Here is a 25427-nt window from a genome sequence, read left to right on the forward strand (position 1 = left end):
TGTCGGGTGCGCCCCTTCGGGGCGATTCTGGGCGTCGGACGGGACTTCCACGGCTGTACGGGGTTTCGCGCAGTTCCCCGCGCCCCTGTCGGGGCACCCCGCCTGGGCTTGTCCAGACGGGGCCTGTTCCGGCGGGTGCCAGTGCTGAGTGCGCCCCTTCGGGGCACCCCGCCAGGTCCTGGTGGGTTCGGTCAGGGGGCTGTTGTCACCTTTGCCTCGGTCAGGTAGGACTCGACGTTTCTGCGGGTCTCCGTGACGCTGTCGCCGCCGAACTTCTCCAGGACCGCGTCCGCGAGGACCAGTGCCACCATGGCCTCGGCGACCACGCCGGTCGCGGGGACGGCGCACACGTCGCTGCGCTGGGCGATCGCCTTGGCGGGGTCCCCCGTGCTCACGTCCACCGTGGACAACGGTCGGGACAGGGTCGAGATGGGCTTCATCGCGGCGCGCACCCGCAGCGTCTCGCCCGTGGTCATGCCGCCCTCGATCCCGCCGGTCCGTTCGGTGATCCGGCGGACCGCGAGCCGCCCCGGGTCGCCGCCGACCACGCCCTCGATCTCGTCGTGCGCGAGTGAACCCCGGCGGGACGCCGTGGTGAAGCCGTCGCCCACCTCGACGCCCTTGATGGCCTGGATGCCCATCAGGGCGGCGGCGAGCCGGGAGTCCAGCCGGCGGTCCCAGTGGACATGGCTGCCGAGGCCCGGCGGCAGCCCGTGGACGACGACCTCGACGACACCGCCGAGGGTGTCGGCGTCCTTGTGGGCGGCGTCGATCTCCGCGTCCATCGCGGCCGAGGTCGCCGGGTCGAGGCAGCGCACCGGATCGGCGTCGACGGCGTCGCGGGCGCCCCGGACCGGGACCAGTCCGTCCGGCAGGGCCACCGAACCGATCCGGACCACATGGCTCAGGACCTCCGCGTCGAGGACCTGGGTGAGGAACGCGCGGGCCACCTCGCCGAGCACGACCCGGGCGGCGGTCTCTCGGGCGCTGGCCCGTTCCAGCACCGGACGGATGTCGTCGAAGCCGTACTTCTGCATCCCGGCGAGGTCGGCGTGGCCGGGCCGGGGGCGGGTCAGCGGGGCGGAGCGGCCCCGGTCGGGGAACCGGCCCGGTTCGTCGTAGCGGCGGCCGTCGGCGTCCGCGGGGTCCGGGGACATCACCTCCGACCACTTGGACCACTCGGTGTTGGCGACGCGCACGGCGACGGGGCCGCCCATCGTCCGTCCGTGCCGGACGCCTCCGTTGATCTCGACCTGGTCGCGTTCCAGGCGCATCCGCGCGCCGCGGCCCTTGCCGAGACGGCGTCGGGCGAGCGCGTCCGCGAGGTCGTCCGTCGTAATGCCCACTCCCGCGGGCATCCCTTCCAGTACCGCGGTCAGCGCGGGTCCGTGGGACTCCCCCGCAGTCAGCCAGCGCAGCATGTTCCCAGCCTTTCGTCGTCGTTCGTCCGTCGTGCGTGGGGGCACGGGGTCCGGCCCCGGGCCCGGTCCGTTCACCGCATGAGCAGCGTCACCCCCGCCACCGTCCCGACCGTGACGACCACCGCGCGCAGCACGGCGGGGCTCACCCGGCGGCCAAGCGCGGCGCCGAGGAGCGCGCCGGGGACGGAACCGGCGGCGATCAGCGCCACCGGCAGCCAGGCCACGTCCGCGGTGAGTGCGAACAGCACCGCGGCGATCAGGTTGACCAGTGCCTGGAGGAGGTTCTTGAGGCCGTTGAGCTGCCGCAGGTCGTCGTCCAGCGCGATCGCGAGCGCGGCGAGCAGCAGTACGCCCTGGGCGGCGCCGAAGTAGCCGCCGTACACGCTGACGGCGAGGACGGCGGCGGGCAGGGCGCGTCCCGTGGTGCGCGGGGGCCGGGTGGCGAGCGTCCCGGGGGCGGGGGCCTGGGCGTGCCGCGCCCGACGGGCGGCGACGAGGCGGGTGAGCCGGGGCTGAAGGGCCATCAGCAGTGCGGCGAGCAGCACCAGGGCGGGGACGACGGCGCCGAAGGTGTCGGCGGGCAGGGCGAGGAGCAGCAGGGCGCCGGTGAGTCCGCCGAGGACCGCGGCGGCGCCGAGCGGCAGCAACCGGTGCCGCTGGGCGGCGAGTTCGCGGCGGCAGCCGTAGACGGCGCTGAGGGAACCGGGGGCCAGGCCGATGGTGTTGGAGACGTTCGCGACGACGGGCGGGTGGCCGAGGGCGACCAGTACGGGGAAGGTGAGCAGGGACCCGGAGCCGACGACGGTGTTGAGCGTGCCGGCCGCCAGTCCGGCGGCCAGCACGAGGACGATCTCGAACGCGGTCACGGGACGGTGGCCACTTCCACGGCCGTCGCGGTGGAGCGGGTAGCGGACGAACGGCCGTGCGGGACGGGCGCGGGGCGGGGGGCGGCGCAGGTGGTGCGGGCGGCCGGGCCGGGATGGGTGTCGCCGGGGACGAGGACGACCTTGCCCATGGTGGCGCCGCTCTCCAGGCGGTGGTGCGCGGCGGCGGCCCCGGCGAGCGGGAGCAGGGTGTCGACGACGGGTTCGAGGTCGCCCTCGACCCCGCCGCCGTCCCCGAAGCAGAAGTCGATCATCGCGCCGAAGTCGGCGTACCCGCATGATCCGGCGCCGAGCAGGGTGATGCCCCGGTGGAAGGCGTGCGGCAGGTCGAACTCGGCGGTGCTGCCGGTGGTGTCGCCGCAGAACACGAGGCGTCCGCGCAGCCGCAGGGCGTGCAGGGAGGGCTGGAAGAGGGCGGGCCCGATGTGGTCGAGGACGAGGTCGACCCCGGCGCCCCCGGTGGCCTCGTGGGCGCGGGCGGCGATGTCCTCGGTGCGGTTGTTGATGACGACATGGGCGCCGACGTCCCGCATATGGTCGAGCTTGGTGTCGGAGCCGGAGGTGACGAGGACCCGGGCGCCGATCCGGCGGGCGATATGGACGGCGGCCATGCTCACCCCGCTGCCGCCGCCGTGGACCAGGACGCTCTCGCCCGCGCGCAGTTCACCGCGGACGACGAGCGCCTGCCAGGCCATGCCGTACGCGGTGGGCAGCGAGGCGGCGGCGACATGACCGGTGCCGGGCGGCAGGAGATGGGTGTGGGTGGCGGGTACGGCGACGAGTTCCGCGTAGCCGCCGGGGCGGTTGCCGCCGATGATCCGGACCCGGCCGCAGTAGGCGTCGTTCCCTGCGGCGCAGTCACCGCAGTCGCCGCAGGCGATGGTCGGGTTGACGACGACGCGGTCCCCGACGGCACGGCCGGTGGTGCCGGGGCCGAGGGCGACGATGTCGCCGGAGACGTCCATGCCGGGGATGTGCGGCAGCCGGAAGCCGGGCAGGACGCCGGGGCCGCGCCGCTGGATCAGGTCGAGGCGGTTGACCCCGGCGGCGCGGACGGCGACGAGCACCTCGCCCGGGGCGGGTTCGGGGTCGGGCAGGGTGCGGAGCTCAAGGGTCTGAGGTCCGCCGTGGCGGGTGTGCATCACGGCTTTCACACGGTCCCCCGGACAAACGGCCGGCCGAGCGCGCCGGGGGCCCGGTGGCTCTTGGCGAAGAACATCATGGCGAGCAGGGCGAGCACATAGGGTGCGGCGATCAGGAGTTGGGCGTTGAGCTGGAGGCCGAGCGCGGGCAGCGCGAGCCGCATGGCGTCGGCGGCGCCGAAGACGAGACAGCCGGTGAGGGTGCCCCGCAGCGTCCAGCCGCCGAAGATGACGGCGGCGATGACGACGAAGCCGCGGCCCGCGGTCATGTTCTGGTTGAACATGCCCACCTCCCCGACGGCGAGGTAGGCGCCGCCGAGTCCGGAGAGCAGCCCGCAGATGAGCAGGGCCTGGCGGCGGCGCTTGCGGACGTCGATACCGGTGACGTCGGCCGACCGGGGGTTCTCCCCGGCGGCCCGCAGTTCCAGGCCGAAGCGGCTGCGCTGCACCAGCCACCAGACGAACGGGACCAGGGCGACCAGCAGATACACGGGCCAGCGATGGCTGAACAGGACGGGTCCGAGCAGCGGGAGGTCGGAGAGGAAGGGGATGTCGACGGCTCCGACCTGCTGGTTCTTGTCGAGGTCGACGGAGTCGAGGAGGAAGCTCGTCAGACCGAGCACCAGCGCGCTCAGCACCAGGCCGACGACGTAGGTGTTGACGCCGAGCCGGTGGCTGAACTGGGCGTGCACGAAGCCGACGAGCAGTCCGGCGGCCATCCCGAACAGCAGTCCGGTGGCGGCGGAGCCGGTGACGGTGGCGCCGAGGACGGCGCTGAAGGCGCCGCCGAGCATCATGGCCTCGACGGAGATGTTGATGGTTCCGGCGCGTTCGGCGATGTACTCGCCGCAGGCGGCGAAGGCCAGGGGCACGGTGAGCCGTACGGCGCTGGCGAGGACCACGGAGGACTCGTCGATCATGGTGCCTCCTCTCAGGCTTCCTTGGTGCGGGCCGGGACACGCCGCCGGATCTCCGCGACGGCCGTCGGGAAGACGACGGCGAGGACGAGCAGCGCGGTGACGACGGCGACGATGTAGCGGGGGATGCCGGTCGCGGCGAGGAAGCCGCCGCCGGCGCGCAGCGCCCCGAAGAAGAAGGCGACGGGGACGGCGTGCAGCGGGTTGTCCTTGGCGACGAGGGCGACGAGGAGTCCGTCGAAACCGACGTTCCCGGCGAAGCCGTCCTGCATGCGGTAGCCGCTGCCGGTGAGCATCACCCCGCCCGCGGCCCCGGCGAAGGCGCCGGAGGCGAGGAGTGCGCCGCCGCCGACGACGACGGCGCCGACCCCGGCGCGGTGGGCGGTGCGGGCGTTGAGTCCGAGGAGCCGGATCCGGAAGCCCCAGCGGGTGCGGGTCAGCGCGAAGTACACGGCGACCGCGAGGACGACGGCGAGGAAGATCCCGGCACCGATGTTGAAGCCGGGGAACTCGCCGAAGCGCGGCAGCCACACCGATTCCCGGAGCATGTCGGACTGGGAGGTGGTGGTCTGGCCGGGGACGGCGGTCTCCCGCAGCAGATAGTCCCGGTTGACGGCGAACGACACGACCTGGTTGGCGACGAAGATCAGCAGCAGGGTGCTGATGACGACGTCGACCCCGCGCCAGTAGTGGAGGAGGGCGGCGACGCCGGCCCACAGGGCGCCGCCGAGCGCGGCGCACAGCAGGATCATCGGCAGGACGAACCAGCCGGGGCCGGGCATGAAGAGCCCGACGCCCGCGCCGAGCGCGGCGCCGATGACGACCTGTCCCTCCTGGCCGATGTTGAAGATCCCGGCGCGGGCGGCGATGACGGAGCCGACGGCGACGAGCAGCAGCGGGGCGGCCTGGTCGACGCTCTGGCCGAGGGCCGCGCCGCTGCCGAGGCTGCCGTCGAACATCGCGACGGCGGCGTCCTTGGGGGACTTGCCGACGACGGCGACGAGGATCGCGGCGATCCCGAAGGCGGCGGAGAGGGAGAGGACGTACAGCGCGGGGGTGCGCAGCCGCTCCGTGAGCGGTGGGCGCGGCGGGGGCGCGGGTGGTCCGGGCGTGCCCGCCGCGCTGTTCGCGCGGGGCGCCTGGAGGAGTCCGGTCATGCGGTCTGGCCTCCCATCATCAGGCCGAGGCGTTCGATGTCGACGTCGGCGCGGTCCATCCCGCCGACGACCGTGCCGCGGTGGATGACCGCGATCCGGTGGGAGAGGGTGAGGATCTCGCTGAGCTCGGTGGACAGCAGCAGGATCGCGATACCGCCGCGGGCCGCCTCGTGCAGCCGCTCGGTCATGTACTCGATGGCCCCGATGTCGAGCCCGCGGGTGGGCTGGGCCGCGACGAGCACCCGGGGCCGGGCGGAGAGTTCCCGGGCGAGGACGACCTTCTGCTGATTGCCGCCGGACAGCAGCCGCATCGGGGTGTCGGGGGACGGGGTGGCGATCTCGAAGCGCTCGATGAGTTCGCGGGCCCGGGTGACGAGTCGGCGTCTGCTGAGCAGTCCGCGCCGGGTCACGGTCCGCAGGTCGGCCAGTACGAGGTTCTCGGCGACGCTCATGTCGAGGACGCATCCGGAGGCGTGCCGGTCCTCGGGGATGACGCCGATCCCGGCGTCGTGCATGGCGCCGGGGCGGCCCGCGGGCACGGTGGTGCCGTCGACCTCGACGCTGCCGGAGGTGAGCGGCAGCAGACTGGAGAACAGCTCACCGACGGCTGCCTGTCCGTTGCCCTCGACCCCGGCGATGCCGAGGATCTCCCCGGCCCGCAGTTCGAGGGAGAGTCCGCGCAGCAGCGGTATCCGTTCGGGGCCGACCGCGTGGGCGTCGCGGACCCGCAGGAGCACACCCGTGGCGGCGGGGTGCGGTGGGCCGGCCGATCCGGGCCCCGGGTCGGCGTCCGCCCGCCGGGACGCGGGGACGGCGGGCAGGGGTGAGCCGTACGCGGCTCCGGTACGGCTCACCCCCGGCCCGTCGCCCGAGCCGGACTCCCCCGCCCCGCCGGTCGGGGCGGTCCCAGGGGTGGCGGCCGGGGTGGCCGAAGTAGCGGGCAAGGCCGCCGGGGTGGCCGCCGGGGCCTCGGTGTCCGGTTCCTCGCGGACCTCGACGGGTGAGCCTCCGGCCGGTTCGGTGCGGCCGGGTTCGATGAGGGCGTCCAGCGCGCCGACGGCGGTGGCCGCCGTCCACTTGGACAGTTCCCGGCCCACCATCTCGCGGGCGAGGGAGCGTTCGTCGGTCCCGGCGGTGGTGCGCCGGGCCACGACGCGGCCCTGGCGCATGATGGTGACCCGGTCGGTGGCGTGGACGATCTCGTCCAGCTTGTGGCTGATGAGGATCACGGCCTTGCCCTGGTCGGCCGCCGCCCGGCGCAGCACGGTGAACAGGTCCCTTGACTCCTCCAGGGTGAGTACCGAGGTCGGCTCGTCGAGGACCAGTACATCGGGGTCCCGGCGCAGGCACTTGACGATCTCCACCCGCTGGCGTTCCCCGGTGGACAGGTCCTCCACCCGGGCGTCGGGGTCGACGGCGAGTCCGTAGCGCTCCCCGACCTCGCGGACCGCCGCGCGTACCCGGTCGCGGTCCACCCGGCCCCGGTCACCGAGGGCGATGTTCTCCCAGACGGTGAGAGGGCCGACGAGGCTGAAGTGCTGGTGGACCATGGCGATACCGCGGGCGGCGGCGGTGAGCGGGTCGGTGATGTCCTCGTCCCGGCCGCGCAGCAGGACCCGTCCGGAGTCCGGGACGACCAGGCCCAGCAGGATCTTCATCAGGGTGCTCTTGCCCGCGCCGTTCTCACCGAGGAGACCGTGGATCTCCCCGGCGGCCACGCTCAGATCGACCTCGCCGCAGGCGCGGACGGACCCGAAGTGCTTGGAGATGCCGAGCATCTGGAGCACGGGCACGTCCGCGGCCATGACCGGCGCGGTCGCGCTACCGCTTGCCCGCGACGGCGTCATCGACGTTCAGCCTTCCGCTGCCGATGTCCTCGATGAGCTTCGCCAGCTTGGCCTCCTGGTCACCCTTCGGCTCACAGAGCTTGACGGTGGGGACGGGGTCCTTGCCCAGGTGCCACTCACGGGCCACGCCCATCCGCAGGGTGCCCTCCTTGAAGTCCTTGAGCGCTCCGGCGAAGTAGGCGCCGGGGCTGAAGACCACGGACACCGCGTACTTCACACCGCCCGGTTCGGGGGTGCAGCGGTCGGTGCCGGGGGTGAGGGCGGGGACGCCCTTCTTGTTGGCGATCCGGGTGACGGAGTCGGTGGCGCCGCCGAGGTAGGGGTAGATGACCTTGACGCCCTGGGAGAGCTGGGCGTTGGCGGCCTCGTTGGCCTTGCCGGAGTCGTTGAAGTCGCCGGTGTAGTTCTCGACGAGTTCGGCGTCGGGGACGACGGACCTGATACCGGCCTTGTACGCCTTCGCGACGGCTCGCGCGAAGTCGAGGTCGGGGCCGGTGATGTAGCCGGCCTTCTTGCCGCCGTTCTCCTTGAGGATGAGTCCGGCGGCGTAACCGGCGGCGTACAGGCTCTCGTTGATGAAGTCGAGGGACTGGGTGAACGCCGGGGTCTGCTTCACGCCCTGGCCGCCGCTGATGTACCAGGCGACGCCCTTGCACTGCGGTTCGGTGGACGCGGACAGCGCGTCCTTGAGCTCGCTGGCGCCGATGGCGATCAGGTCGACCCGCTGGAGGCACAGGTTGCGGGCCTGCTGGACGGCGGTGGCGGGGTTGATCTTGTCGACGATGGTGAGCTTCCAGTCGTTCTCGTCGGCGAACTTCCGGGACTCGTCGACGAAGCTCTGGTAGTAGCCCTTGTCCTTGGTGTCGCCGGGGCTCATCACCCCGATGACGACCTTGCCGTCGCCGTTCACATCGGGCTCGCCCGCGGGCACTGTGCCGTCGGCCTGCGTGGTGGTGGCCGCTCCCCCGCTGCTCTTGCCGGCGGCCGGGGTGGCCTTCGGGCTGTCCGTCCGTGTCTCACCGCAGGCGGTCAGCAGCAGTCCCGGCGCGATGACCAGGCCCGCGACAGCTCTCAGTACTTTTCTTCGCATCGCACTTCTCCAGACGACTCAACGCGGATTCGGTGTCACGCGGACCCGGTGGCGGGTCCGCGGACCGTTCGAGGGTGCTGCGGGAGCTGCTAGGAGTGGGGGGTGCTGTGGGGCCCTCAAGGTGGGGCGGGCGGATCATCCGGGGTGGGTGCCCGGTTCGGCGCCCCACTGGATGATCTGGACATAGTTGCCGTCGGGGTCGGCGAGGGTGCCGATCAGTCCGAAGGGCATCTGCTCGACCTTGCGCACCCAGGTGACGCCGAGGGTGAGCAGATGGGCCTCCAGGGCGCGGCAGTCGTCGACGTCGAGGTTGACGATCACCCGGGCGGCGTCCGCGTTGGGCCCGGAGACCTCGCTGTGCTCCTCGATGAAGAGCTGGACGTCCCCGAGGGGGAAGGCGCCGCCGTCGTTCTCGGTGACCGAGAAGGCGGAGCGGTACCAGGACTTCATCTGCTCGGCGTTCTCCGAACCGATCAGCAGGCTGCCGATGCGCACGGTGTCCTCCAGGATGCGTGGGTGGGTAGGCGGGTGGCGCGTGGGTGAAGTGGCGCGTGGCGCGCGGGTGAGTGAGGCGTGGGCGGCCCGGTCAGCCGCCGAGGTACTCCTCGCGGGGCGGGGTGAAGATGTCGAGGATCCAGGTCTCGCCGTGCTCGGGGTCGCCGATGAAGAGGCTGTCGCCGTGGTCGTGGCCCTTGGGCGCCCAGTAGACGTCGCCGGGGCCGAGCGTCCGCCGCTCGTCGGAACCGATCCGGAAGTCGAGCTTCCCCTTGAGGACGACGCCCCACTGCTCGTTGTCCGGATGGTTGTCGTACGGGGTGGGGCCGCGGCCCTCCTCGATCCGCCAGAAGGTCAGCATCATGTCGTCGCTGGACCAGACGCGGCGCCGGAAGCCGGGCCGCACCTCCTTGAACTCGGCGTCGTCGAAGGCCCAGACGTGCTGCGCGTCCTCGGTCGGCCGGTCGTCGTCACTCATGGGCGGGTCCGTCCTCTCTGTCGTGCGGGTGCCGGTGCCGGTGCCCGCGCCCCGCGGTCCGGGGAGCCGAGAGCCGGGGAGCCGGCCCCGGCGGCCAGCGGGCGGCCCGTGGGTCAGAACATGCGGGCGATCATGTGTTTCTCGACCTCGCCCAGATGGTCGGCCGCCGCGAGCGCGGCGGTGTGCGGGTCCCCGCCCGCCACCCCGGCGGCGATCCGTACATGGGCCAGGCAGGCTTCCGCGATGACCTCGCGGACGGCCCCGGCGTTGTCCTCGGCGTCCAGCAGCGAGGAGAAGTCCTCGGAGGCGAACACCGCGTCCAGGGCCTTGCGGTACAGCTCGTGCAGGGTGGGGTTGCCGCAGGCGCGGGCCAGGGCGAGATGGAAGCGGCGGTCGAGGTCCCGGAAGTCCTCCAGCCGCATGCCCGGCCCGAACTCCGCCGCGAGGGCGGTGATCTGGGCGCGTTCCGCCGGGTCCGCGCGGGTGGCGGCGAGCCGCGCGATGGCGACCTCCATCACCTGCCGTACCTCGAACAGTTCGCTGATGTTGCGTTTGCGCCGGTCCTCGCCGCCCAGCGGCATGTCGGGCAGGGAATCGGCGACGACGAAGCGGTTGCCCCGCTTGGTGACACAGCCGAGGACGACGAGTCCCTGGACCGCTTCGCGTACCGAGGTGCGGGCCACACCGAACTGTTCGCACAGCGTGCGCTCCGCGGGGAGCCGGGACCCGGGCGCCAGACTGCCGTCCCGGATGCCGTCCAGGAGCGAGTCCCTGATCTGCTCGGGGACCGTGGCGCGGGAGACGGGGGCGAAGCGCTTCGGGTCCATGGGGACGGCCTCCGGTCCTCGTGGTGGGTACGCCCGCCCGGAGGGCCGGCGCGGTGCGGTGTCCGGTGGGCACCGGGACGGGGCAGGGCCAGGGCCTAGACCGCGCCCGTGACGGATGCGAAGCGGCGCATCTCCGCGTCGATGTCCAGCGGGCGGACGATGGCCTGGTGCGCCTCGTCGCCCCAGTGCTCGGCGGGGACCAGCCACATCACCTCGAACTCCAGTCCGTCGGGGTCCGTGGCGTACAGGCTCTTGTTGGCGCCGTGGTCGCTGGCGCCCTTCAGCGCGCCGGCGGCGGCCAGGGTGTCGCGGGCCCGGGCGAGGGCCGTCAGCGAGGGGACCTCCCAGGCGATGTGGTACATGCCCACGGTCCGGGAACCCGCCTCGGACGCCTTCGCCTTGTCGCCGATGGTGAAGAACGCGATGTCGTGGTGGTTGTCCGAGGCCGGGGCGCGCATGAAGACGAAGCTGCCCGGCGGGCCCTCGATGACCGTCTCGAAGCCCAGGACGTCGTGGTAGAAGGCGGCGGTCCTGCGGGCGTCCCGTACATAGAGGACCGCGTGGTTCATACCGGTGATCGCCATCGTCGGCGACTCCTTCCGGTGGTTCGGTGGGCCGGTTCGTTCCGGACTGATGGTCTGACGGTCAGAAGGTATGGACGCCAGGCCAGGGGGGTCTTTGGTTCAGGAGCACAAAGCGGGGATTCAGCCACTGTGCACGGAGATGTTCACGGCCTTGATCCGGGTGTACGCGTCGACCCCGGTACGGGAGAATCCGCTGGCCCGACGGGGTTCGCCCCGGCCGCCGTTCATATCGGGCGCGAAGTGGCAGTTGACGTTGACCTCGCCGCAGTCGAGGGTGTCCGCGAAGCGGAACGCGCGCTCCAGGTTCCCGGTGAACACCGTGCCGTTGAGCCCGTAGGCGGTGCCGTTGGCCAGTTCACCGGCCTCCCGCTCGGTACGGAACGGCATCGCCGCGAGCACCGGGCCGAAGACCTCCTCCTGTTCCAGCTCGCAGCCGCGCCGTACCCCGCCGAGCACGGTCGGCGCGGCGTACGCCGGACCCAGTCCCGGGGGCAGTTCCGGGGTGCCGACCAGGGTGGCGTCCCCGGCGCCGAGAGCGCGGCTCACATAGCCCCGTACCCGGTTCGCGTGCCGTTCGTGGATCAGCGGGCCGATGAACGTCTTCGGGTCGAGGGCGTCCCCCACCGGCAGCGTCGCCGCCGCCGCGGCGACCGAGCGCACCACGTCCTCGTACACCGACTCCTCGACCAGCAGCCGGCTGCCCGCGACACAGACCTCGCCCATGTTGACGAACGCGGCCATCATCGCCCAGCCGACGGCCTGTTCCAGATCGGCGTCGGCGAACACCACGACCGGGGACTTGCCACCGAGTTCCAGATGGACGGGGGTGAGGTTGCGGGCGGCGGCGGCCATCACATGGCGGCCGGTCGCGGTGCCCCCGGTGAGGCTGATCAGATCGACCCGGGGGTCGGTGATCAGCTGTTCCCCGACGGTGGCGCCGGAGCCGAGGACGATGTTCAGCACCCCGGGCGGCAGACCGGCGGCGGTGAGCAGACGGCCCAGCTCGACCAGGGTGATCACCGCGTCGGCCGGGGGCTTCGCCACGATCGAGCAGCCCGCGGCGAGCGCGGACGCGATGCGCTGGCTGCCGGTCATCAGCGGCCCGTTCCACGGCAGCAGCTCGACGACGACCCCGGCGGGCTCCGGTTCACGGACGGTGAGGACACGCGGCCCGCCGCCGGGCAGCAGTTCCGGCGGGAAGGTCGCCCGGCGGACATCGCCGTGCGCGGTGCGGGCCACGGCCGCCGCGTAGGAGAAGGCGTTCGCGGCCTCGTAGACGTCATTGGTGAGCGCGCCGGACACCGCCTTGCCGGTGTCCAGGGCCTCCAGCGCGGCGAACCGCGCGGCGTCCGCGCGGATCGCCGCCGCGGCGGCCTCCAGCACCTCCGCCTTGCGGGGGCCCGGCATCCGCCGCCACACCCCGGTGTCGAAGCTGGCGCGGGCCGCGCCGATCGCGGCGTCCACCTCCTCGGCGGTCGCGGCCAGATAGCGGGCGGGCCGCTCCCCGGTGGACGGGTCGGTGATCGGCAGGGGGGTGCCGCCGGTGGCCTCACGGCCCCCGATGAGCTGCGGATAGGGGTCCGTGCTGAGCCAGCCCGGACGGAGCCGGGGCTCGGCTCCGGGCTGCGGGCCGGTGCTGTGTTCCCCGGCGGACATCGCGGCGGACATCGCGGTCACTCCCTCTCGGCTGCCTGGCCGTGCGATACGAACGCAAGTCAGGCTGGTCGCAGCGGGGAGCCGCCGCATCGTGTTCCCGGCATGGACCGGGGGGCGTTGATTGTGCTCCCGGCCACGATGTCCGGCGGCCCCCGGCGGCCTAGTGTCCGTGGCCATGGTGAGCGAACAGGAGCCGCACGGCCCGCCCCCGGAGCGCCCCGATCTGCTGGTGACGGGCGGCGACGTGGTGACGATGAACGCCCGCCGCGAGATCCTCGCGGGCGGCGCGGTCGCGGTGGCCGGGGAACGTGTCCTGGCGGTCGGCGCGACCTCCGCGCTGCGGGAGCGCTGGCCCGGCACCCCCGAGCTGTCCGCCGACGGCTGTGTCGTCACCCCCGGTCTGGTCAACGCCCACCAGCACCACACGGGCGACCCGCTGGCCCGGGCCCGGATCCCCGACGATCTGCCGCCCGGCGCGTCGGTGGGGTCCTGGGCGATCCCCCTGCACCGCGCGCACACCGCCGCGGACGACGGACTGTCGGCGCTGCTGACCTGCGTGGAGAATCTGCGCAACGGGGTCACGACCGTGGTGGAGGCGGGCACGGTCGCCCATCCGCACCGGGTCGCGGACGCCCTGCGCACCGCCGGGATACGCGGCACGGTCGGCACCTGGGGCTGGGACGTGCCGGGGGCGCCGTTCGCCGCCCCCGCGCCGCGGGTGCTGGACCGGCTGCGCGCACTGGTGGAGACGTATCCGGCGGGCGGCCGGGTCGAGGGCTGGGTCACGCTCGTCGGGCACGGGCTGGCCAGTGACGAACTGCTCGCCGGGGCGGCCGACCTCGCACGCGCCACGGGTGCCCCGATGACCATGCATATGTCGCCGTCGGCGGCCGACCCCGCGCACTATCTGGAGCTGACCGGCCGCCGGCCGGTGCTGCACCTCGCCGACCTCGGGGTACTGGGCCCGCATCTGCTGCTCGCCCACGCGGTGTGGCTCGACGACGCGGAGGTCGACGCGCTCCTGACCAGTTCCACGGCCGTCGCGTACTGCCCCTGGGCGTATCTGCGGCTCGGGCAGGGGGTGACCCGCGCCGGGCGGCACGCGGAGCTGTTCGAGCGGGGCGGACGGCTCGCGCTCGGCACCGACGCGCAGAACGCGGGCGACTCCTCCGACATCCTGAAGGCCGCCGCGCTCGCCGCCGGACTCGCGAAGGACATGCGCGCCGACCCCACCCGGTTCGGCGCCGCCGAGGCCCTGGAGCTGGCGACGATCCGGGGCGCCGAGGCGATCGGGATGGCCGACCGGATCGGTTCGCTGGAACCCGGCAAGTACGCGGACCTCGTCGTCCACACGACGGCGGGACCCGAGTGGACACCGCGCGGGGACATCGCCCATCAGCTCGTGTGGTCCGCCGACGGCCGCTCCGTACGGGACGTCCTCGTCGGCGGCCGGGTCGTGGTCCGCGACCACCGCTGCGTCACCGTCGACGAGACGGAACTGCGGGCCGACGCGGCGCGCGCGGCGGCGGACCTGCTGCACCGTTCGGGCGTCCCGGTCCGGTCCCGATGGCCCGTGATCGCGGCCCACTGAAGCGTTCCCCACCCCACCTCTTCCGTTCCGTCCTCTCGCATCCCCTAGCACCGGGAGTCGTTCTCATGAAGATCGCCGTCATCACCGCCGCCGAACAGGTCTCGCTGCGGGAGGAGCCCGATCCGGTCGCGGGAGCACGGGACGTGCTCGTACGGATCGGGGCCTGCGGTCTGTGCACCATGGAGCGCAGGCTCTATCTGGGCACCAAGCCGGTCTATCCGGTCGCCGCCGGGCACGAGGTCGCGGGCGAGGTCGTCGCCGTCGGCGCGGAGGCCGAGGGGCTGCCCGGCTCGCCCCGGGTCGGTGACACGGTCACCCTCGATCTGCTGACCCGCTGCGGGACGTGTGTCTCGTGCCGCCGGGGGCGCAGCGCCCTGTGCAAGCGCCCGCAGGGCGGCGCGCTGTCGGACGGCACCGTCTCGATGGGCGCGGGCCTCGCGGAGCTGGTCCGGGTGCCCGCCGCGCAGGCGTTCGGGACGGGTGCGGCGCCGGTGCGCCACGCGGTCATGGGCGAACCCCTCGCGTGTGTCACGCACTCGGCCCGGCTCGGCGGGCTGCGGGCCGGGGACCGGGTGGCCGTCGTCGGCGCGGGTTTCATGGGGCGGCTGCATCTGGCGCTGGCGAAGCTGCGGGGCGCGGCGTCCGTGGGGCTGATCGACATCAGCGAGGACCGGCTGACGGAGGCGCGTGACGCCGGGGCCGACTGGACGAGCACCCCGGACGCGGCGGTGGCGACGGGCGGCAAGCAGGATCTGGTGTTCGTGACGGCGGGTGCGCCGGACGCGCTGGAGACGGCGCTCGCGCTGTGCGACGACGGGGGCACGGTGGTGCTGTTCGGCGCGTTCCCGAAGGAACTCGTCGCGGGGGTGGGCCCCGACGCGATCCACCACCATGAGCTGACCGTCCTCGGGGTGTTCAGCCATGAGCCCGAGGACTGGACCGAGGCGGCGGCCCTGATCGCCTCCGGGCGGCTCGCCGCCGACCTCGACGCGCTGGTCACCGCCGAGTTCCCGCTGGCGGAGGCGGACGCGGCGCTCCGGCTCGCCGCGAAGAGCCCGGTCTACCGTGTCCTCGTGGGCGGCTGAGCGTGCCGCCCGTGTCCGCCCGGGTCGTCGTCGGGGTCGACCTGGGGAGCAACTCCGCCCGTGCGCTGGCCCTGGACCCCGGGGGGAACAGCCTCGGCAGCGCCACCGCGCCCTATCCGGGTGCCGCGGACTGGACCGCGGGATGCGCCGATCCGGCGGGCTGGCTGGCCGGTGCGGTCGAGTCGGTGCGCCGGCTGGCCGCGCGACTGCCCGCGGCGGCCCGTCCGGTGGCGCTCGCCTTCGGCGGGCAGAGCCCGACGACGGTCGCGGTGTCCGACGGCGGTTCCCCGGTCACCGCCCTGACCTGCCGTCATCCAGCGGGGGCGCAGGGGTCCCCGGTCGCCCAGCACCAGGCGCAGCGGACGGTGCTGCGCGCGGACGACCCGGACGGCACACCGTGGCAGCTGTACGACTGGGTCGGAGCCCGGCTCGGGGCGGACCGGTACCAGTCGCGCTGGACCGGTGATCCGCTGCTGGACGGTTACGGGCCCGTCGCCCGGACCGGCACGGTGACCGGGACGACCACCGGCACCGAGGGCATGGCGCCCGGGATTCCGCTGGTGGCGGCGGCGCAGGACGCGTATCTGGCGTTCTGGGCGGGGGGACTGGACCGGCCGGGCCGGGCAATGGACCCGGGCGGCCGGACCGGCGGCCTCGCGGTGGCGGTCGCCGCGGGTTCACCGGCCGCCGACCACTACGCGCTGCCGAGCGCGGTGCCGGGCCTCGACATCGTCGGCGGGCCGGTCGCCGCGCACGGACTGATGCTGGAGTGGCTGAGCTCCCTGACCGGCCGGGCCGTGCCGGATCTGCTGCGGCTGGCCGCGCGGGTGCCGCCGGGCGCGGGGGGCGTCACGGTGATCCCGTATCTGGAGGGTGAGCGGGCGCCGCGCTGGAACCGCGCGCTGCGCAGCGAGATCCACGGGCTGTCGTCGGCGGCGGGTCCGGGGGAGCTCACCCGGGCGGCGCTGGAGGGCGCCGCGTACGGGCTGGCGCACATCGCGCTGGGGCTGGCCGCGCACGGGGCGCCCATCGACACGCTGGTGTGCGCGGGGTCCCCGGCGCGCAGTCGGCTGTGGTGCGGGGTGAAGGCCGCGGTCCTCGGGGTGCCGGTGGAGGTGCCGGAGCCGGTGGACGTGGCGGCGTTCGGGGCGGCGCTCGCCGCGGGCGCCGGGGCGGGCTGGTGGCCCGTGCCCGGCGCCGGGGCGGGCGGGGACTGGCCGCGTCCGCCGATGACCGTGATCGATCCGGAGCCGGACCCGGTGTACGCGGAGGGGCTGCGGCTCTTCCTGGCGCTCGGGGACGCGGAGGTGGCGCGTCTGTCGGCTCCGGTGAACACCTCCACCGCCGCGTGAAGGGCCCGCCGCCCGGTGGCCCCTGTCCGTCCCGCCCGGAGAACGGAGTCCCGATGCCCAATCCCGTGATCTTCATGGATCTGCCGACGCCCGATGTGGAGGCCACCTCGCGCTTCTACGCCGAGCTGTTCGGCTGGACCTTCAACCGCCGCCCCGCCGGGGAGTTCCACGAGGTGCTGCCCGGGGTGAAGCCGAATCTCGGCATCCACCGGGAGGACCGTCCGGTCACCGGTCCGGTGCCCCGGATCTATGTGATGGTCGACGAGCCGCCGGCCTGTCTGGAGAAGGCCGTCGCCGGTGGCGCCACGGTGCTCTGGGAGGAGAAGCCGTGGGCGGAGTTCGAGGCCCGCTGCGCGGCGTTCCGTGACCCGTGGGGCAACGAGGTCGTCCTGTGGCGTGACAAGGGGACGTACTTCAGGAGCGGTCACGCGCCGCGGACCGGGTGACCGCCGCCGGGCACCGGACGCGGTCGGCAGAGCAACCGAAACGATCCCAGGAACCGAGGAACCACCCCATGGCCAACACCCTTGTCTTCGTCGACCTCCCCAGCACCGATGTCGAGGCGTCCACGGCGTTCTACCGTGAGCTGTTCGGCTGGACGATCAACCCGCGCCCCCAGGGCGTCTTCCATCAGGTGGTCCCGGGCGAGGGGCTGCACCTGGGGCTGTTCAGCGAGACGGAGCAGCACCCGGACCCGGCGCCGCTGCCCGCGCAGCCCCGCTCCGGTCTGCACACCCGGGTGTACATCCTGGTGGACGGTCCGCCCGGCGACTACCTCAACAAGGCGGTCCTGCTGGGCGCGACGGCCCTGTGGGAGCAGACCTACTGGGAGGAGTTCAACGGCCGGCACGCCTCGTTCCTCGACCCGTGGGGCAACCAGATCGTGGTGTGGCGGGCGAACTCCTGACGCCCGCGACTGCCGGGCCGGGACCTCGCGGGGGACCGTCCGGGCCGGGACCCCGCGTACGACCGGGGTCCCGGCCGGAGCCGGGTGTCCGACCGGGGTCAGGAGGTCGGCCGACGCATGATGCGCGGGGCCGTCCGGCGGGGGCCGAGGCGGCTCGTCCGCTGCCCGGCCGCGGCCGTGTCCTCGGGCCCGGCCGCCCGGGAGGGGGGCGGCCCGGCCCGGTCGCGTGGCGGCGGTCAGGCACCGCCCCCGGGCAGCGCGCCTTCGGGCAGCGCGCCTTCGGGCAGCGCGTGGGCGCGGCGCCGCAGTGCGGCGTCCGTCAGCGCCGGGGACGTCTGGTCGGCGTCCCCGGGGTTGAGGTCGGTACCCGGGGCGACCAGCTGGTCGAGCCGGTCCATCACGTCCGGGGCGAGCCGTACCGACGCCGCCGAGAGCTGAGCCGCCAGCTGCTCCTCGGTGCGGGGTCCGACGATCGCGGACCCCACCGCGGGATGGGCGAGCACGAAGCCGAGCGCCAGCTCGATCATGGTGTGCCCGGACTCCTCGGCGAGCCGGGCGATCTCCTCGACCACCGCGAGCTTGCGGGCGCGCACACCCCGCTGCCCGTGGTCGAAGTGCCCGGCGTTGCGCACCGCCCGGGAGTCGGCGGGGGCCGGGACCCCGGCGCGGTACTTCCCCGTGAGCCATCCGCCGTTCAGGGGGCTGTACACCAGCACGCCCATCCCGTGCCGCCCGCACGCGGGCAGGGCCGCCGCCTCCGCGTGCCGGGCGAGGACGGAGTACCCGAGCTGCTCGGTGCCGAAGGGTTCCAGACCGTGGCGTTCCGCGGTCCACCGGGCCTCCACGATGCGGTCCGCCGGGGTGGCCGAGGCGCCGATCGCGAGGATCTTGCCCTGGCGCACCAGATCGCCGAGGGCGCCGAGTGTCTCGTCGAGCGCGGTCCCGAAGTCGGGCCGGTGCAGCTGGTAGAGATCGATCCGGTCGGTGCCGAGCCTGCGGAGGCTGTCCTCGACCGCCCGGGCGATCCACCGGCGGGACGCGCCACCGGTGCGCGGGTCGTCGGGGTCCGTGCGCTCACCGAACTTCGTGGCGAGGACGACCTCGTCACGGCGGCCCTTCAGCGCGCGGCCGACGATCTCCTCGCTCTCGCCGAAGGCGTACACATCGGCGGTGTCGATGAAGCCGATGCCCGCGTCCAGCGCGGTACGCACCATCCGGGTGCAGGCGTCGTGGTCCGGGTTTCCCCAGGCGCCGAACATCATCGTGCCCAGACAGAGGCGGCTGACCCGCAGTCCTGTACCGCCGAGGTTCACAGAATCCATGTCCCGAGCCTGACAGCTCGCCCCGCGCGTACCGATGTGGCCGGGGAGCAGCAAGGGCGGCCCAGGTTCGTGCCTGAAGCACATACCGGGGCGGTGGGCCGCGGACCTACCTTCGAGCTCATCACAAGCATCAAGAGCACGCAGTCGGTGCAAGCAAGTCAAGTGTTTGGGGAGGAAGCCGTGCTGGACCGGATGACCGCTTCGGAACTCGCCCTGGACGAGCAGGTGGCCGCGGGCCGGGCCGCCGGGCCGGCGCGGGAGAGCGACGGACTCGTCGAGTCACCCCTGCCGAGCGACATGCTCCAGCCGTGGGAGGTGTGGAGCCAGGAACTGTTCGACCTGGAGATGATCCGGGTGTTCGGCCGGTCCTGGGTGTGGCTCGGGGACACCGAGGACCTGGTGAAGCCGGGCGACTTCATCACCGGGCGGATCGGCACCCAGTCGGTGCTGGTGGTGAAGCAGCGGGACGGCTCGGTCAAGGGCTTCCTGAACAACTGCCGGCACCGCGCCTCCGGGGTGGCCTTCGAACCGGCCGGGAACTGCGGCAAGGCGTTCGCGTGCCCCTACCACGCCTGGACGTACGGCCTGGACGGAAAGCTGCTGTCGATCCCGGACCGGGAGCGGATGTACGGCCCGGACTTCCCGATGAACCGGTACGGGCTGGTGCCGATCCGGGTGCACATCGCCTTCGGGAAGCTGGTGTTCGCCTGTCTGTCGCGCAAGGCGCCCTCCTTCGAGGAGTGGATCGCGCCGCTGCTGCCGCGCTACGAGGCGTACCGGATCGACGGGTACCACCGCTACCACCGCGAGCTGAACGACGAGTACCCGATGAACTGGAAGGTGTTCGTCGAGAACTCGAACGACGACTACCACGTGCGGTTCGTGCACCGGCGGCTGAACAAGGTGCGCAAGCAGATGGACACCATCGTCCGCTTCCAGGGCCGGACGACCAGCGGCTACAAACCGCACAGCGACAACTTCGATCTGTCGCTGGGCCGCACCGACCTGAACGAGGAGGATCTGCGCGGCAGTTACGCGGAGTTCGTCTATCCGAACCTGACGCCGCTGCCGTACGCCTCGCAGCTGATCATGGTGCGGGTGGACCCGATCGCCCCGGACCGGAGCCGGCTGGTGTCGCGGATCTACGGGCTGACCGAGGACATCGGGCTCCAGGAGCGGGAGCTGGTCAATCTGGAGCTGACCAACAAGGAGGACACCGACATGGTGACCGTCCTGATGGAGAACCTCCGCTCACCGTTCTACCGGGTCGGCCCGCCGAGCACCTGGGAGGGCCGGGCCCGGCACATGATGCGTCAGATCCGCGAGGACGTGGCGACCCCGCTGGCGCCGGACGAGTTCGAGGGACCCGTCGGCTGAGGGGACGGGCAGCGGCGGCCGGTACGGCCGCGAGCGGGGCCGCCGAGGAACGAGAGACAAGAGGAGTGGTGACCGTGGCCGACACGGAACCGGGCAGGAAGCTCACCGAGGCCCGCTGGACCCATATCGCGCTTCCGACGAGCGATCTGGAGGCGGCGGTCGAGTTCTACACGTCCTTCACCCCGCTGGTGGTGGTGGCCCGGCACCAGGACAAGGACGGCGCCAACGCGTGGCTGTCCAACCAGGGCCAGGTCGAGACGCCGTTCGTGCTGGTGCTCGTCGGGTTCGACAAGGACAAGGGCAGGAAGCAGCCGCAGCTCAGCCCGTTCGCGCACCTCGGGATGGAGGTGCCGAACCGCTCGGACGTGGACGACACCGCGGCGCGGGCCCGGGAGGCCGGCTGTCTGCACTGGGAGCCGATGGAGCTGCCGCCGCCGGTCGGTTACATCTGCGCGCTGAACGACCCGGACGGCAATGTCGTCGAGATCTCCCACAATCAGCGGGTGTTCGAGGAGGTCCGCACCCTCTGGGGCTCCGGCGGGGACCGGTGAGCGGGTCCGCCCCGGCCGCCGGCGCGGGTACCGCGCAGCGGACCCGGGAGGCCGTGGAACGCTATATCGCCGCGCTGAACAGCGGGGACCCGGACCGGATCGCGGGGCGGGTGACCGCGGACTTCCACAACGAGCACACCGCGTCGCTCGGCCGCAGTGTGCGCGGCCGGGCCGCGTACCGGGAGCGGCTGACGGGATTCCTCGCCGAGTTCGAGGAACTGCGGTACGAGGTCGAGGACCTGATCGTGGACGGTGACCGGGCCGCGGTGGCGTATCTGATGACGTTCCGCTGGTCGGGGGCCGCGCACCGGCCGCGGATCAGGATCCGGGGGATGTTCCGGTTCCGGGTCAGCGGCGGGGAGATCGCGCACCGGGTCGACTACTGGGACAGCGGCACCTTCCAGCGGCAGAGCACCGAGCAGCGGCGGTGGCGGACCCGGCCGGAGCAGGACGGGTAGCCGGCCGGGACCGCCGCCCGGATGACGTGTACAGCGACGAAAGGAACGATTGTGCAGACCCATTCCGCCCTCGGGGCGGGCAAGCTCCGGCGGATGCGCCGGATGTTCGGCGCGGACGGCCGGGCCGTCTTCGCGGCCATCGACCACGCCGCGTACATGGGTGAGGGGCCGCCGCTCGGGGAGCCGATGACGCGGATCGCGCAGGGCCGCCCGGACGCGGTCCTCGCGACCTGGCATCTGGCCCGTGCGTACGCCGAGGTGTTCGCCGGCGCGGGGCTGGTGCTGCGGGTGGACGGCGGTTCCTCCGAGATCGGTGAGTTCGCCTCCGGCGACGTCAACGCGATCATGCATCTGCCGGAGGAGGCGCTGCGGATCGGCGCGGACTGCGTGGTCGTCCTCGCCTTCCCCGGGGCGCCCGACGAGGATCTGTCGCTGAAGCGGCTGGCCCGGCTCACCTCGGAGTGCGAGCTGCTGGGTCTGCCGGTGATGGCGGAGATGATCCCCGGCGGCTGGGCCAAGGCGGTGCCGTGGACCACGAAGAACGTGGCGCGGGCCGCGCGGATCGGCGCGGAGCTGGGCGCGGACATCATCAAGACGGTGTGCCCGGGTCCGACGGAGGAGTTCGCGGAGGTCGTCGCGGCGACCCCGGTGCCGGTGGTGGCGCTCGGCGGTCCGAAGACCGACAGCGAGGACGAGGTGGTCGCGCTCGCCCGGGGCGTGGTCGAGGCGGGCGGCGCGGGTGTCGCGTTCGGCCGCAACGTCTGGGGGTCCGCGGCGCCGGACAAACTGGTCGCGCGGCTGCGTGAGGCGGTCCACGGGACCTGACCGGACCGGTCGCGCCCCGTACGCACCGTGTGCGGGACCTGAAGGGTCCCGTGTCCCGCGCAGTCGATGCCCATCACGCGTACGGGGCGCGGCCACCCCCGCCCACCACCTCCCCTTTTCGCCCCTGGCCGCCGCCTCCGCCCCGGTCCCGGGCGGCCCGGACGGCTTGCCCGTACCCTCCGGGCAGGCCCGCGCCGCAGCGGCCCGCGGAGTTCCCCGCACGGACTCCCGCCGGCCCCGGCGCCCGGTCCCGGTGGGCCGACGCGCCGGTCGCGCGGCCCACCGGGACCGGCCTTCCCACCCCATGTCTCTCCCCCGGCCCGCGCCGGGCGTTCCGGTGCGGTATCCGGTACGGCGTCCCGGGCCGCGTCCCGTACGGCCGGTGCCCCGGGCGTCCGCACCGGACGACGCGAGAGGCACGGCTAGCCGCCGGACCGGCTCCCCGGAGCCCCCCTTGCGGGACCTCCCTGCGATCTCAGGAGTCGCGATCATGTCCAAGCAGGTCAGAGCCGTCCCCTCGGTGGTGATCCGGTTCGCCGGTGACTCCGGTGACGGTATGCAGCTCACCGGTGAGCGGTTCACCGCGCAGACGGCGGCCTTCGGGAACGATCTGGCGACGCTGCCCGACTTCCCCGCCGAGATCCGCGCCCCCGCCGGCACCCTCCCCGGGGTCTCGGCGTTCCAGCTCCACTTCGCCGACCACGGGGTGAGCACCCCGGGCGACAGCGCGGACGTACTCGTCGCGATGAACCCGGCCGCGCTGCGCGCCAATCTCGGACATCTGCGGGACGGCGCCCAGATCATCGTGGACGCCGACCGGTTCACCCCGCGCGCGCTGACGAAGGCGGGATACCCGGCCGATCCCCTGACCGACGGTTCGCTGGACGGGTACGTGCTGCGGCCGGTGCCGCTCACCACCCTCACGGTCACCGCGCTGAAGGACTCCGGGCTGTCCCGCAAGGACGCCGAGCGGGCCAGGAACATGTTCGCGCTGGGTCTGCTGTCCTGGATGTACCAGCGGCCGACCGAGGGCACCCGGACCCATCTGGAACGGAAATTCGCGCGGAAGCCGGAGATCCTGCGGGCCAACCTCACCGCGTTCGGAGCGGGTTGGAACTTCGGTGAGACGACCGAGGCGTTCGCCGTGACCTGCACGGTCGCCCCGGCGCCCGCGCCGCCCGGTGTGTACCGGAACATCACCGGCAATCTCGCCCTGTCGTACGGACTGGTGGCCGCCGCCCAGCGCGCCGGGCTGCCGCTGTTCCTCGGCTCGTACCCGATCACACCGGCCTCCGACATCCTGCACGAGCTGAGCCGGCACAAGGACCTCGGGGTCACCACCTTCCAGGCGGAGGACGAGATCGCCGCCGTCAGCGCGGCGCTGGGGGCCGCGTTCGGCGGATCGCTCGGGGTGACCACGACCTCGGGGCCGGGGATCGCGCTCAAGGCGGAGGCCGTCGGGCTCGCGGTGACCCTGGAACTGCCGCTGGTCGTCGTGGACGTCCAGCGCGGCGGGCCCTCCACCGGGCTGCCGACCAGGACCGAGCAGGCGGATCTCCTCCAGGTGCTCCACGGCCGCAACGGCGAGTCGCCGCTGCCGGTGCTCGCGGCGAGTTCCCCGGCCGACTGCTTCGACACGACGCTGGAGGCGGTACGGATCGCCCTGGCGTACCGGACCCCGGTGGTGCTGCTGTCCGACGGATACCTCGCCAACGGCTCCGAGCCGTGGCTCGTCCCGAAGGCCGCCGAACTGCCTGACCTGTCGGCCGTGTTCTCCTTCGCGACTTGCCCCAACGGCACGGCCGCCGACGGATCGCCGCGGTTCCTGCCGTACCTGCGGGACCCGGTCACCCTGGCCCGGCCCTGGGCGGTGCCCGGCACCCCGGGTCTGGAACACCGGATCGGCGGGCTGGAGAAGGCCGACGGGACGGGCGACATCTCCTACGACGCGGACAACCACGAGTTCATGGTGCGCGTCCGGCAGGCGAAGGTCGACGGGATCGTCCGGGACCTGCCGCCGCTGACGGTGGACGACCCCGGCGGGGACGCCCGGGTCCTGGTGCTCGGCTGGGGCTCGACCGCCGGGCCGATCGCCGCCGCGTGCGACGCGGTCCGGGCCGCGGGACGCCCGGTCGCCCGGGCCCATCTGCGGCACCTCAACCCCTTTCCCGCGGAACTCGGGGACATCCTCGCGGCCTACGACCGGGTCGTGGTGCCCGAGATGAACCTGGGTCAGCTCGCCCTGCTGCTGCGTGGCCGCTATCTGGTCGACGTGGTGTCCGTGACCCAGGTGCGCGGGACCCCGTTCAAGGCCGCCGATCTGCGGACGGCCGTCGAGAAGGTGATCTGCGATGTCTGAGACGGTGACCACGCCATCCGGCGCCCGGGGCCCGGGGCTGGAGCTGACGGCGAAGGACTTCCGCTCCGGTGAGGAGGTCCGCTGGTGCCCCGGCTGCGGCGACTACGCCGTCCTCGCCGCCGTCCAGGGGTTCCTGCCGGAACTGGGACTGCGCCGGGAGGACATCGTGTTCGTCTCCGGGATCGGCTGCTCGTCCCGCTTCCCGTACTACATGAACACCTACGGTATGCACTCCATCCACGGACGGGCACCCGCGATCGCCACGGGCCTGTCCGTGTCCCGGCCGGATCTGTCGGTATGGGTGGTCACCGGGGACGGCGACGCCCTGTCCATCGGCGGCAACCATCTGATCCACGCGCTGCGCCGCAATGTGAACATCACGATCCTGCTGTTCAACAACCGTGTCTACGGCCTGACCAAGGGCCAGTACAGCCCGACCTCGGAACCCGGGAAGATCACCAAGTCGTCACCGATGGGCTCCGTCGACACCCCGTTCGAACCGGTGGGTCTGGCGCTCGGCGCCGGTGCCGGGTTCGTGGCCCGCACCATCGACTCGGACCGCGCGCATCTGACCTCGGTGCTCCGGGAGGCCGCCCGGTACGAGGGCACCGCGCTGGTGGAGATCTACCAGAACTGCAACATCTTCAACGACGGCGCGTTCGAGGTCCTCAAGAACCGGGCGACCCGCGACGACCATCTGCTGCGGCTGACCCACGGGGCGCCGCTGCGGTACGGCGCCGGGGGCGCGCGGACCGTCGTACGCGGGCCGTCCGGCGCGCTGACCCCGGCCGGCCGGGACGGCGCGGAACCGCCGGGCGAGGTGGTGCACGACGCCCATGACCCGGACCCGGCGGGCGCGTTCGCCCTGTCGCGGCTGCCGGAGAACGGCGGTCCGGCCCCGGTCGGCGTCTTCCGCTCGGTGGCCAGGCCCTCGTACGACCGGCTGGTGGCCGACCAGCTGCGCCGGGCCGCGGCCGACGGCGCCGGCCGCGATCTCGACACGCTGCTGACCGGCCGCGACACCTGGACCGCCGGATGAGCCGCCGCCCGGCCCACCGCCGCCCCCGCTCCCCCCGGCCGCCCTCTCCCCGTCCCCCTTCGC

The 25427-nt window shown here is 73.2% G+C and carries 24 protein-coding genes; 11 read left to right on the top strand and 13 right to left on the bottom strand.

Going from position 1 to position 25427, the window contains the following annotated elements; all coding sequences use genetic code 11:
• Positions 1-191 precede the first annotated feature (191 nt).
• The 12 genes from aroC to AB852_RS17150 form a co-directional block, all read right to left on the bottom strand.
• Complete coding sequence (gene aroC / locus AB852_RS17095; protein ID WP_073789005.1) at positions 192-1421, bottom strand: chorismate synthase; 1230 nt, start codon at positions 1419-1421, stop codon at positions 192-194.
• Between the two features lie 71 nt (positions 1422-1492).
• Complete coding sequence (locus AB852_RS17100) at positions 1493-2287, bottom strand: sulfite exporter TauE/SafE family protein (protein ID WP_073789008.1); 795 nt, start codon at positions 2285-2287, stop codon at positions 1493-1495.
• Positions 2284-3447: a zinc-binding dehydrogenase gene (locus tag AB852_RS17105; RefSeq protein ID WP_143201245.1), complete on the bottom strand. Its 1164-nt coding sequence runs from the start codon at positions 3445-3447 to the stop codon at positions 2284-2286. The genes AB852_RS17100 and AB852_RS17105 overlap by 4 nt, the downstream gene beginning before the upstream one ends.
• 8 nt (positions 3448-3455) lie before the next feature.
• On the bottom strand, positions 3456-4367 hold the full coding sequence (locus AB852_RS17110) for an ABC transporter permease (RefSeq protein WP_073789014.1): 912 nt from the start codon (positions 4365-4367) through the stop codon (positions 3456-3458).
• Between the two features lie 11 nt (positions 4368-4378).
• Positions 4379-5521, bottom strand: a complete 1143-nt coding sequence (locus tag AB852_RS17115; RefSeq protein ID WP_073789017.1) for an ABC transporter permease — start codon at positions 5519-5521, stop codon at positions 4379-4381.
• Positions 5518-7326, bottom strand: a complete 1809-nt coding sequence (locus AB852_RS40835) for an ABC transporter ATP-binding protein (protein ID WP_245876807.1) — start codon at positions 7324-7326, stop codon at positions 5518-5520. The genes AB852_RS17115 and AB852_RS40835 overlap by 4 nt, the downstream gene beginning before the upstream one ends.
• Positions 7327-7342: 16 nt before the next feature.
• On the bottom strand, positions 7343-8458 hold the full coding sequence (locus AB852_RS17125; RefSeq protein WP_073789021.1) for a BMP family ABC transporter substrate-binding protein: 1116 nt from the start codon (positions 8456-8458) through the stop codon (positions 7343-7345).
• Between the two features lie 135 nt (positions 8459-8593).
• The gene (locus AB852_RS17130; protein ID WP_079184683.1) at positions 8594-8953 is read right to left on the bottom strand and encodes a VOC family protein; all 360 of its coding nucleotides are present in this window, start codon (positions 8951-8953) and stop codon (positions 8594-8596) included.
• A 91-nt stretch (positions 8954-9044) separates the two neighbouring features.
• Positions 9045-9431 (bottom strand): cupin domain-containing protein, encoded by a 387-nt coding sequence (locus tag AB852_RS17135; RefSeq protein ID WP_073789024.1) that lies wholly within the window; start codon positions 9429-9431, stop codon positions 9045-9047.
• 113 nt (positions 9432-9544) lie between these two features.
• Complete coding sequence (locus tag AB852_RS17140) at positions 9545-10258, bottom strand: FadR/GntR family transcriptional regulator (protein WP_073789026.1); 714 nt, start codon at positions 10256-10258, stop codon at positions 9545-9547.
• A gap of 95 nt (positions 10259-10353) precedes the next feature.
• On the bottom strand, positions 10354-10842 hold the full coding sequence (locus AB852_RS17145; protein ID WP_073789029.1) for a VOC family protein: 489 nt from the start codon (positions 10840-10842) through the stop codon (positions 10354-10356).
• 120 nt (positions 10843-10962) lie between these two features.
• On the bottom strand, positions 10963-12510 hold the full coding sequence (locus AB852_RS17150; protein ID WP_178391040.1) for an aldehyde dehydrogenase family protein: 1548 nt from the start codon (positions 12508-12510) through the stop codon (positions 10963-10965).
• Between the two features lie 163 nt (positions 12511-12673).
• Between AB852_RS17150 and AB852_RS17155 the strand changes: the two genes are divergently transcribed.
• The 5 genes from AB852_RS17155 (at position 12674) to AB852_RS17175 (ending at position 17433) form a co-directional block, all read left to right on the top strand.
• The gene (locus AB852_RS17155; RefSeq protein WP_073789031.1) at positions 12674-14089 is read left to right on the top strand and encodes an amidohydrolase family protein; all 1416 of its coding nucleotides are present in this window, start codon (positions 12674-12676) and stop codon (positions 14087-14089) included.
• Between the two features lie 65 nt (positions 14090-14154).
• Positions 14155-15174 (top strand): zinc-dependent alcohol dehydrogenase, encoded by a 1020-nt coding sequence (locus AB852_RS17160; protein WP_073789047.1) that lies wholly within the window; start codon positions 14155-14157, stop codon positions 15172-15174.
• Between the two features lie 11 nt (positions 15175-15185).
• A complete protein-coding gene (locus AB852_RS17165) occupies positions 15186-16526 on the top strand; it encodes an FGGY-family carbohydrate kinase (protein WP_073789049.1) in 1341 nt (446 codons plus the stop codon).
• A gap of 53 nt (positions 16527-16579) precedes the next feature.
• Positions 16580-16972, top strand: coding sequence for a VOC family protein (locus tag AB852_RS17170; RefSeq protein ID WP_073789051.1), 393 nt, complete (start codon positions 16580-16582; stop codon positions 16970-16972).
• Between the two features lie 68 nt (positions 16973-17040).
• Positions 17041-17433 carry a VOC family protein gene (locus tag AB852_RS17175; RefSeq protein WP_073789053.1) on the top strand — a complete coding sequence of 131 codons (393 nt, stop codon included), beginning with the start codon at positions 17041-17043 and terminating at the stop codon, positions 17431-17433.
• Between the two features lie 236 nt (positions 17434-17669).
• On the opposite strand, the gene AB852_RS17180 is transcribed toward AB852_RS17175, so the two are convergent.
• Positions 17670-18755 carry an aldo/keto reductase gene (locus AB852_RS17180; RefSeq protein WP_073789055.1) on the bottom strand — a complete coding sequence of 362 codons (1086 nt, stop codon included), beginning with the start codon at positions 18753-18755 and terminating at the stop codon, positions 17670-17672.
• 192 nt (positions 18756-18947) lie between these two features.
• Here AB852_RS17180 and AB852_RS17185 point away from each other — a divergent pair, with 192 nt between their 5' ends.
• The 6 genes from AB852_RS17185 to AB852_RS17210 all read left to right on the top strand — a co-directional run bounded on the left by AB852_RS17185 (position 18948) and on the right by AB852_RS17210 (position 25364).
• Positions 18948-20132 (top strand): aromatic ring-hydroxylating oxygenase subunit alpha, encoded by a 1185-nt coding sequence (locus AB852_RS17185; protein WP_079184685.1) that lies wholly within the window; start codon positions 18948-18950, stop codon positions 20130-20132.
• A gap of 74 nt (positions 20133-20206) precedes the next feature.
• Entirely contained in the window at positions 20207-20683 is a 477-nt protein-coding gene (locus tag AB852_RS17190) for a VOC family protein (protein WP_073789272.1), read from the top strand.
• A complete protein-coding gene (locus tag AB852_RS17195; protein ID WP_073789059.1) occupies positions 20680-21141 on the top strand; it encodes an ester cyclase in 462 nt (153 codons plus the stop codon). Before AB852_RS17190 ends, AB852_RS17195 begins: the two co-directional genes overlap by 4 nt.
• Before the next feature lie 51 nt (positions 21142-21192).
• The gene (locus tag AB852_RS17200) at positions 21193-21966 is read left to right on the top strand and encodes a class I fructose-bisphosphate aldolase (protein WP_073789061.1); all 774 of its coding nucleotides are present in this window, start codon (positions 21193-21195) and stop codon (positions 21964-21966) included.
• 490 nt (positions 21967-22456) lie between these two features.
• Entirely contained in the window at positions 22457-24325 is a 1869-nt protein-coding gene (locus AB852_RS17205; protein ID WP_079184687.1) for a 2-oxoacid:acceptor oxidoreductase subunit alpha, read from the top strand.
• Positions 24318-25364, top strand: a complete 1047-nt coding sequence (locus AB852_RS17210) for a 2-oxoacid:ferredoxin oxidoreductase subunit beta (RefSeq protein ID WP_073789066.1) — start codon at positions 24318-24320, stop codon at positions 25362-25364. The genes AB852_RS17205 and AB852_RS17210 overlap by 8 nt, the downstream gene beginning before the upstream one ends.
• Positions 25365-25427: the final 63 nt, after the last annotated feature.

The sequence above is a fragment of the Streptomyces uncialis genome (genome assembly GCF_001905345.1).
GTDB lineage: Bacteria > Actinomycetota > Actinomycetes > Streptomycetales > Streptomycetaceae > Streptomyces > Streptomyces uncialis.

Excerpts from the sequence above, each read along its gene's own strand:
- AB852_RS17105 (WP_143201245.1), bottom strand. The coding sequence starts at position 3,447 with ATGCACACCCGCCACGGCGGACCTCAGACCCTTGAGCTCCGCACCCTG.
- AB852_RS40835 (WP_245876807.1), bottom strand. The coding sequence starts at position 7,326 with ATGGCCGCGGACGTGCCCGTGCTCCAGATGCTCGGCATCTCCAAGCAC.
- AB852_RS17155 (WP_073789031.1), top strand. The coding sequence starts at position 12,674 with ATGGTGAGCGAACAGGAGCCGCACGGCCCGCCCCCGGAGCGCCCCGAT.
- AB852_RS17205 (WP_079184687.1), top strand. The coding sequence starts at position 22,457 with ATGTCCAAGCAGGTCAGAGCCGTCCCCTCGGTGGTGATCCGGTTCGCC.
- AB852_RS17175 (WP_073789053.1), top strand. The coding sequence starts at position 17,041 with ATGGCCAACACCCTTGTCTTCGTCGACCTCCCCAGCACCGATGTCGAG.
- AB852_RS17115 (WP_073789017.1), bottom strand. The coding sequence starts at position 5,521 with ATGACCGGACTCCTCCAGGCGCCCCGCGCGAACAGCGCGGCGGGCACG.
- AB852_RS17150 (WP_178391040.1), bottom strand. The coding sequence starts at position 12,510 with ATGTCCGCCGCGATGTCCGCCGGGGAACACAGCACCGGCCCGCAGCCC.
- AB852_RS17210 (WP_073789066.1), top strand. The coding sequence starts at position 24,318 with ATGTCTGAGACGGTGACCACGCCATCCGGCGCCCGGGGCCCGGGGCTG.
- AB852_RS17125 (WP_073789021.1), bottom strand. The coding sequence starts at position 8,458 with ATGCGAAGAAAAGTACTGAGAGCTGTCGCGGGCCTGGTCATCGCGCCG.
- AB852_RS17185 (WP_079184685.1), top strand. The coding sequence starts at position 18,948 with ATGACCGCTTCGGAACTCGCCCTGGACGAGCAGGTGGCCGCGGGCCGG.
- AB852_RS17110 (WP_073789014.1), bottom strand. The coding sequence starts at position 4,367 with ATGATCGACGAGTCCTCCGTGGTCCTCGCCAGCGCCGTACGGCTCACC.
- AB852_RS17145 (WP_073789029.1), bottom strand. The coding sequence starts at position 10,842 with ATGGCGATCACCGGTATGAACCACGCGGTCCTCTATGTACGGGACGCC.
- AB852_RS17170 (WP_073789051.1), top strand. The coding sequence starts at position 16,580 with ATGCCCAATCCCGTGATCTTCATGGATCTGCCGACGCCCGATGTGGAG.
- aroC (WP_073789005.1), bottom strand. The coding sequence starts at position 1,421 with ATGCTGCGCTGGCTGACTGCGGGGGAGTCCCACGGACCCGCGCTGACC.
- AB852_RS17180 (WP_073789055.1), bottom strand. The coding sequence starts at position 18,755 with ATGGATTCTGTGAACCTCGGCGGTACAGGACTGCGGGTCAGCCGCCTC.
- AB852_RS17135 (WP_073789024.1), bottom strand. The coding sequence starts at position 9,431 with ATGAGTGACGACGACCGGCCGACCGAGGACGCGCAGCACGTCTGGGCC.
- AB852_RS17160 (WP_073789047.1), top strand. The coding sequence starts at position 14,155 with ATGAAGATCGCCGTCATCACCGCCGCCGAACAGGTCTCGCTGCGGGAG.
- AB852_RS17140 (WP_073789026.1), bottom strand. The coding sequence starts at position 10,258 with ATGGACCCGAAGCGCTTCGCCCCCGTCTCCCGCGCCACGGTCCCCGAG.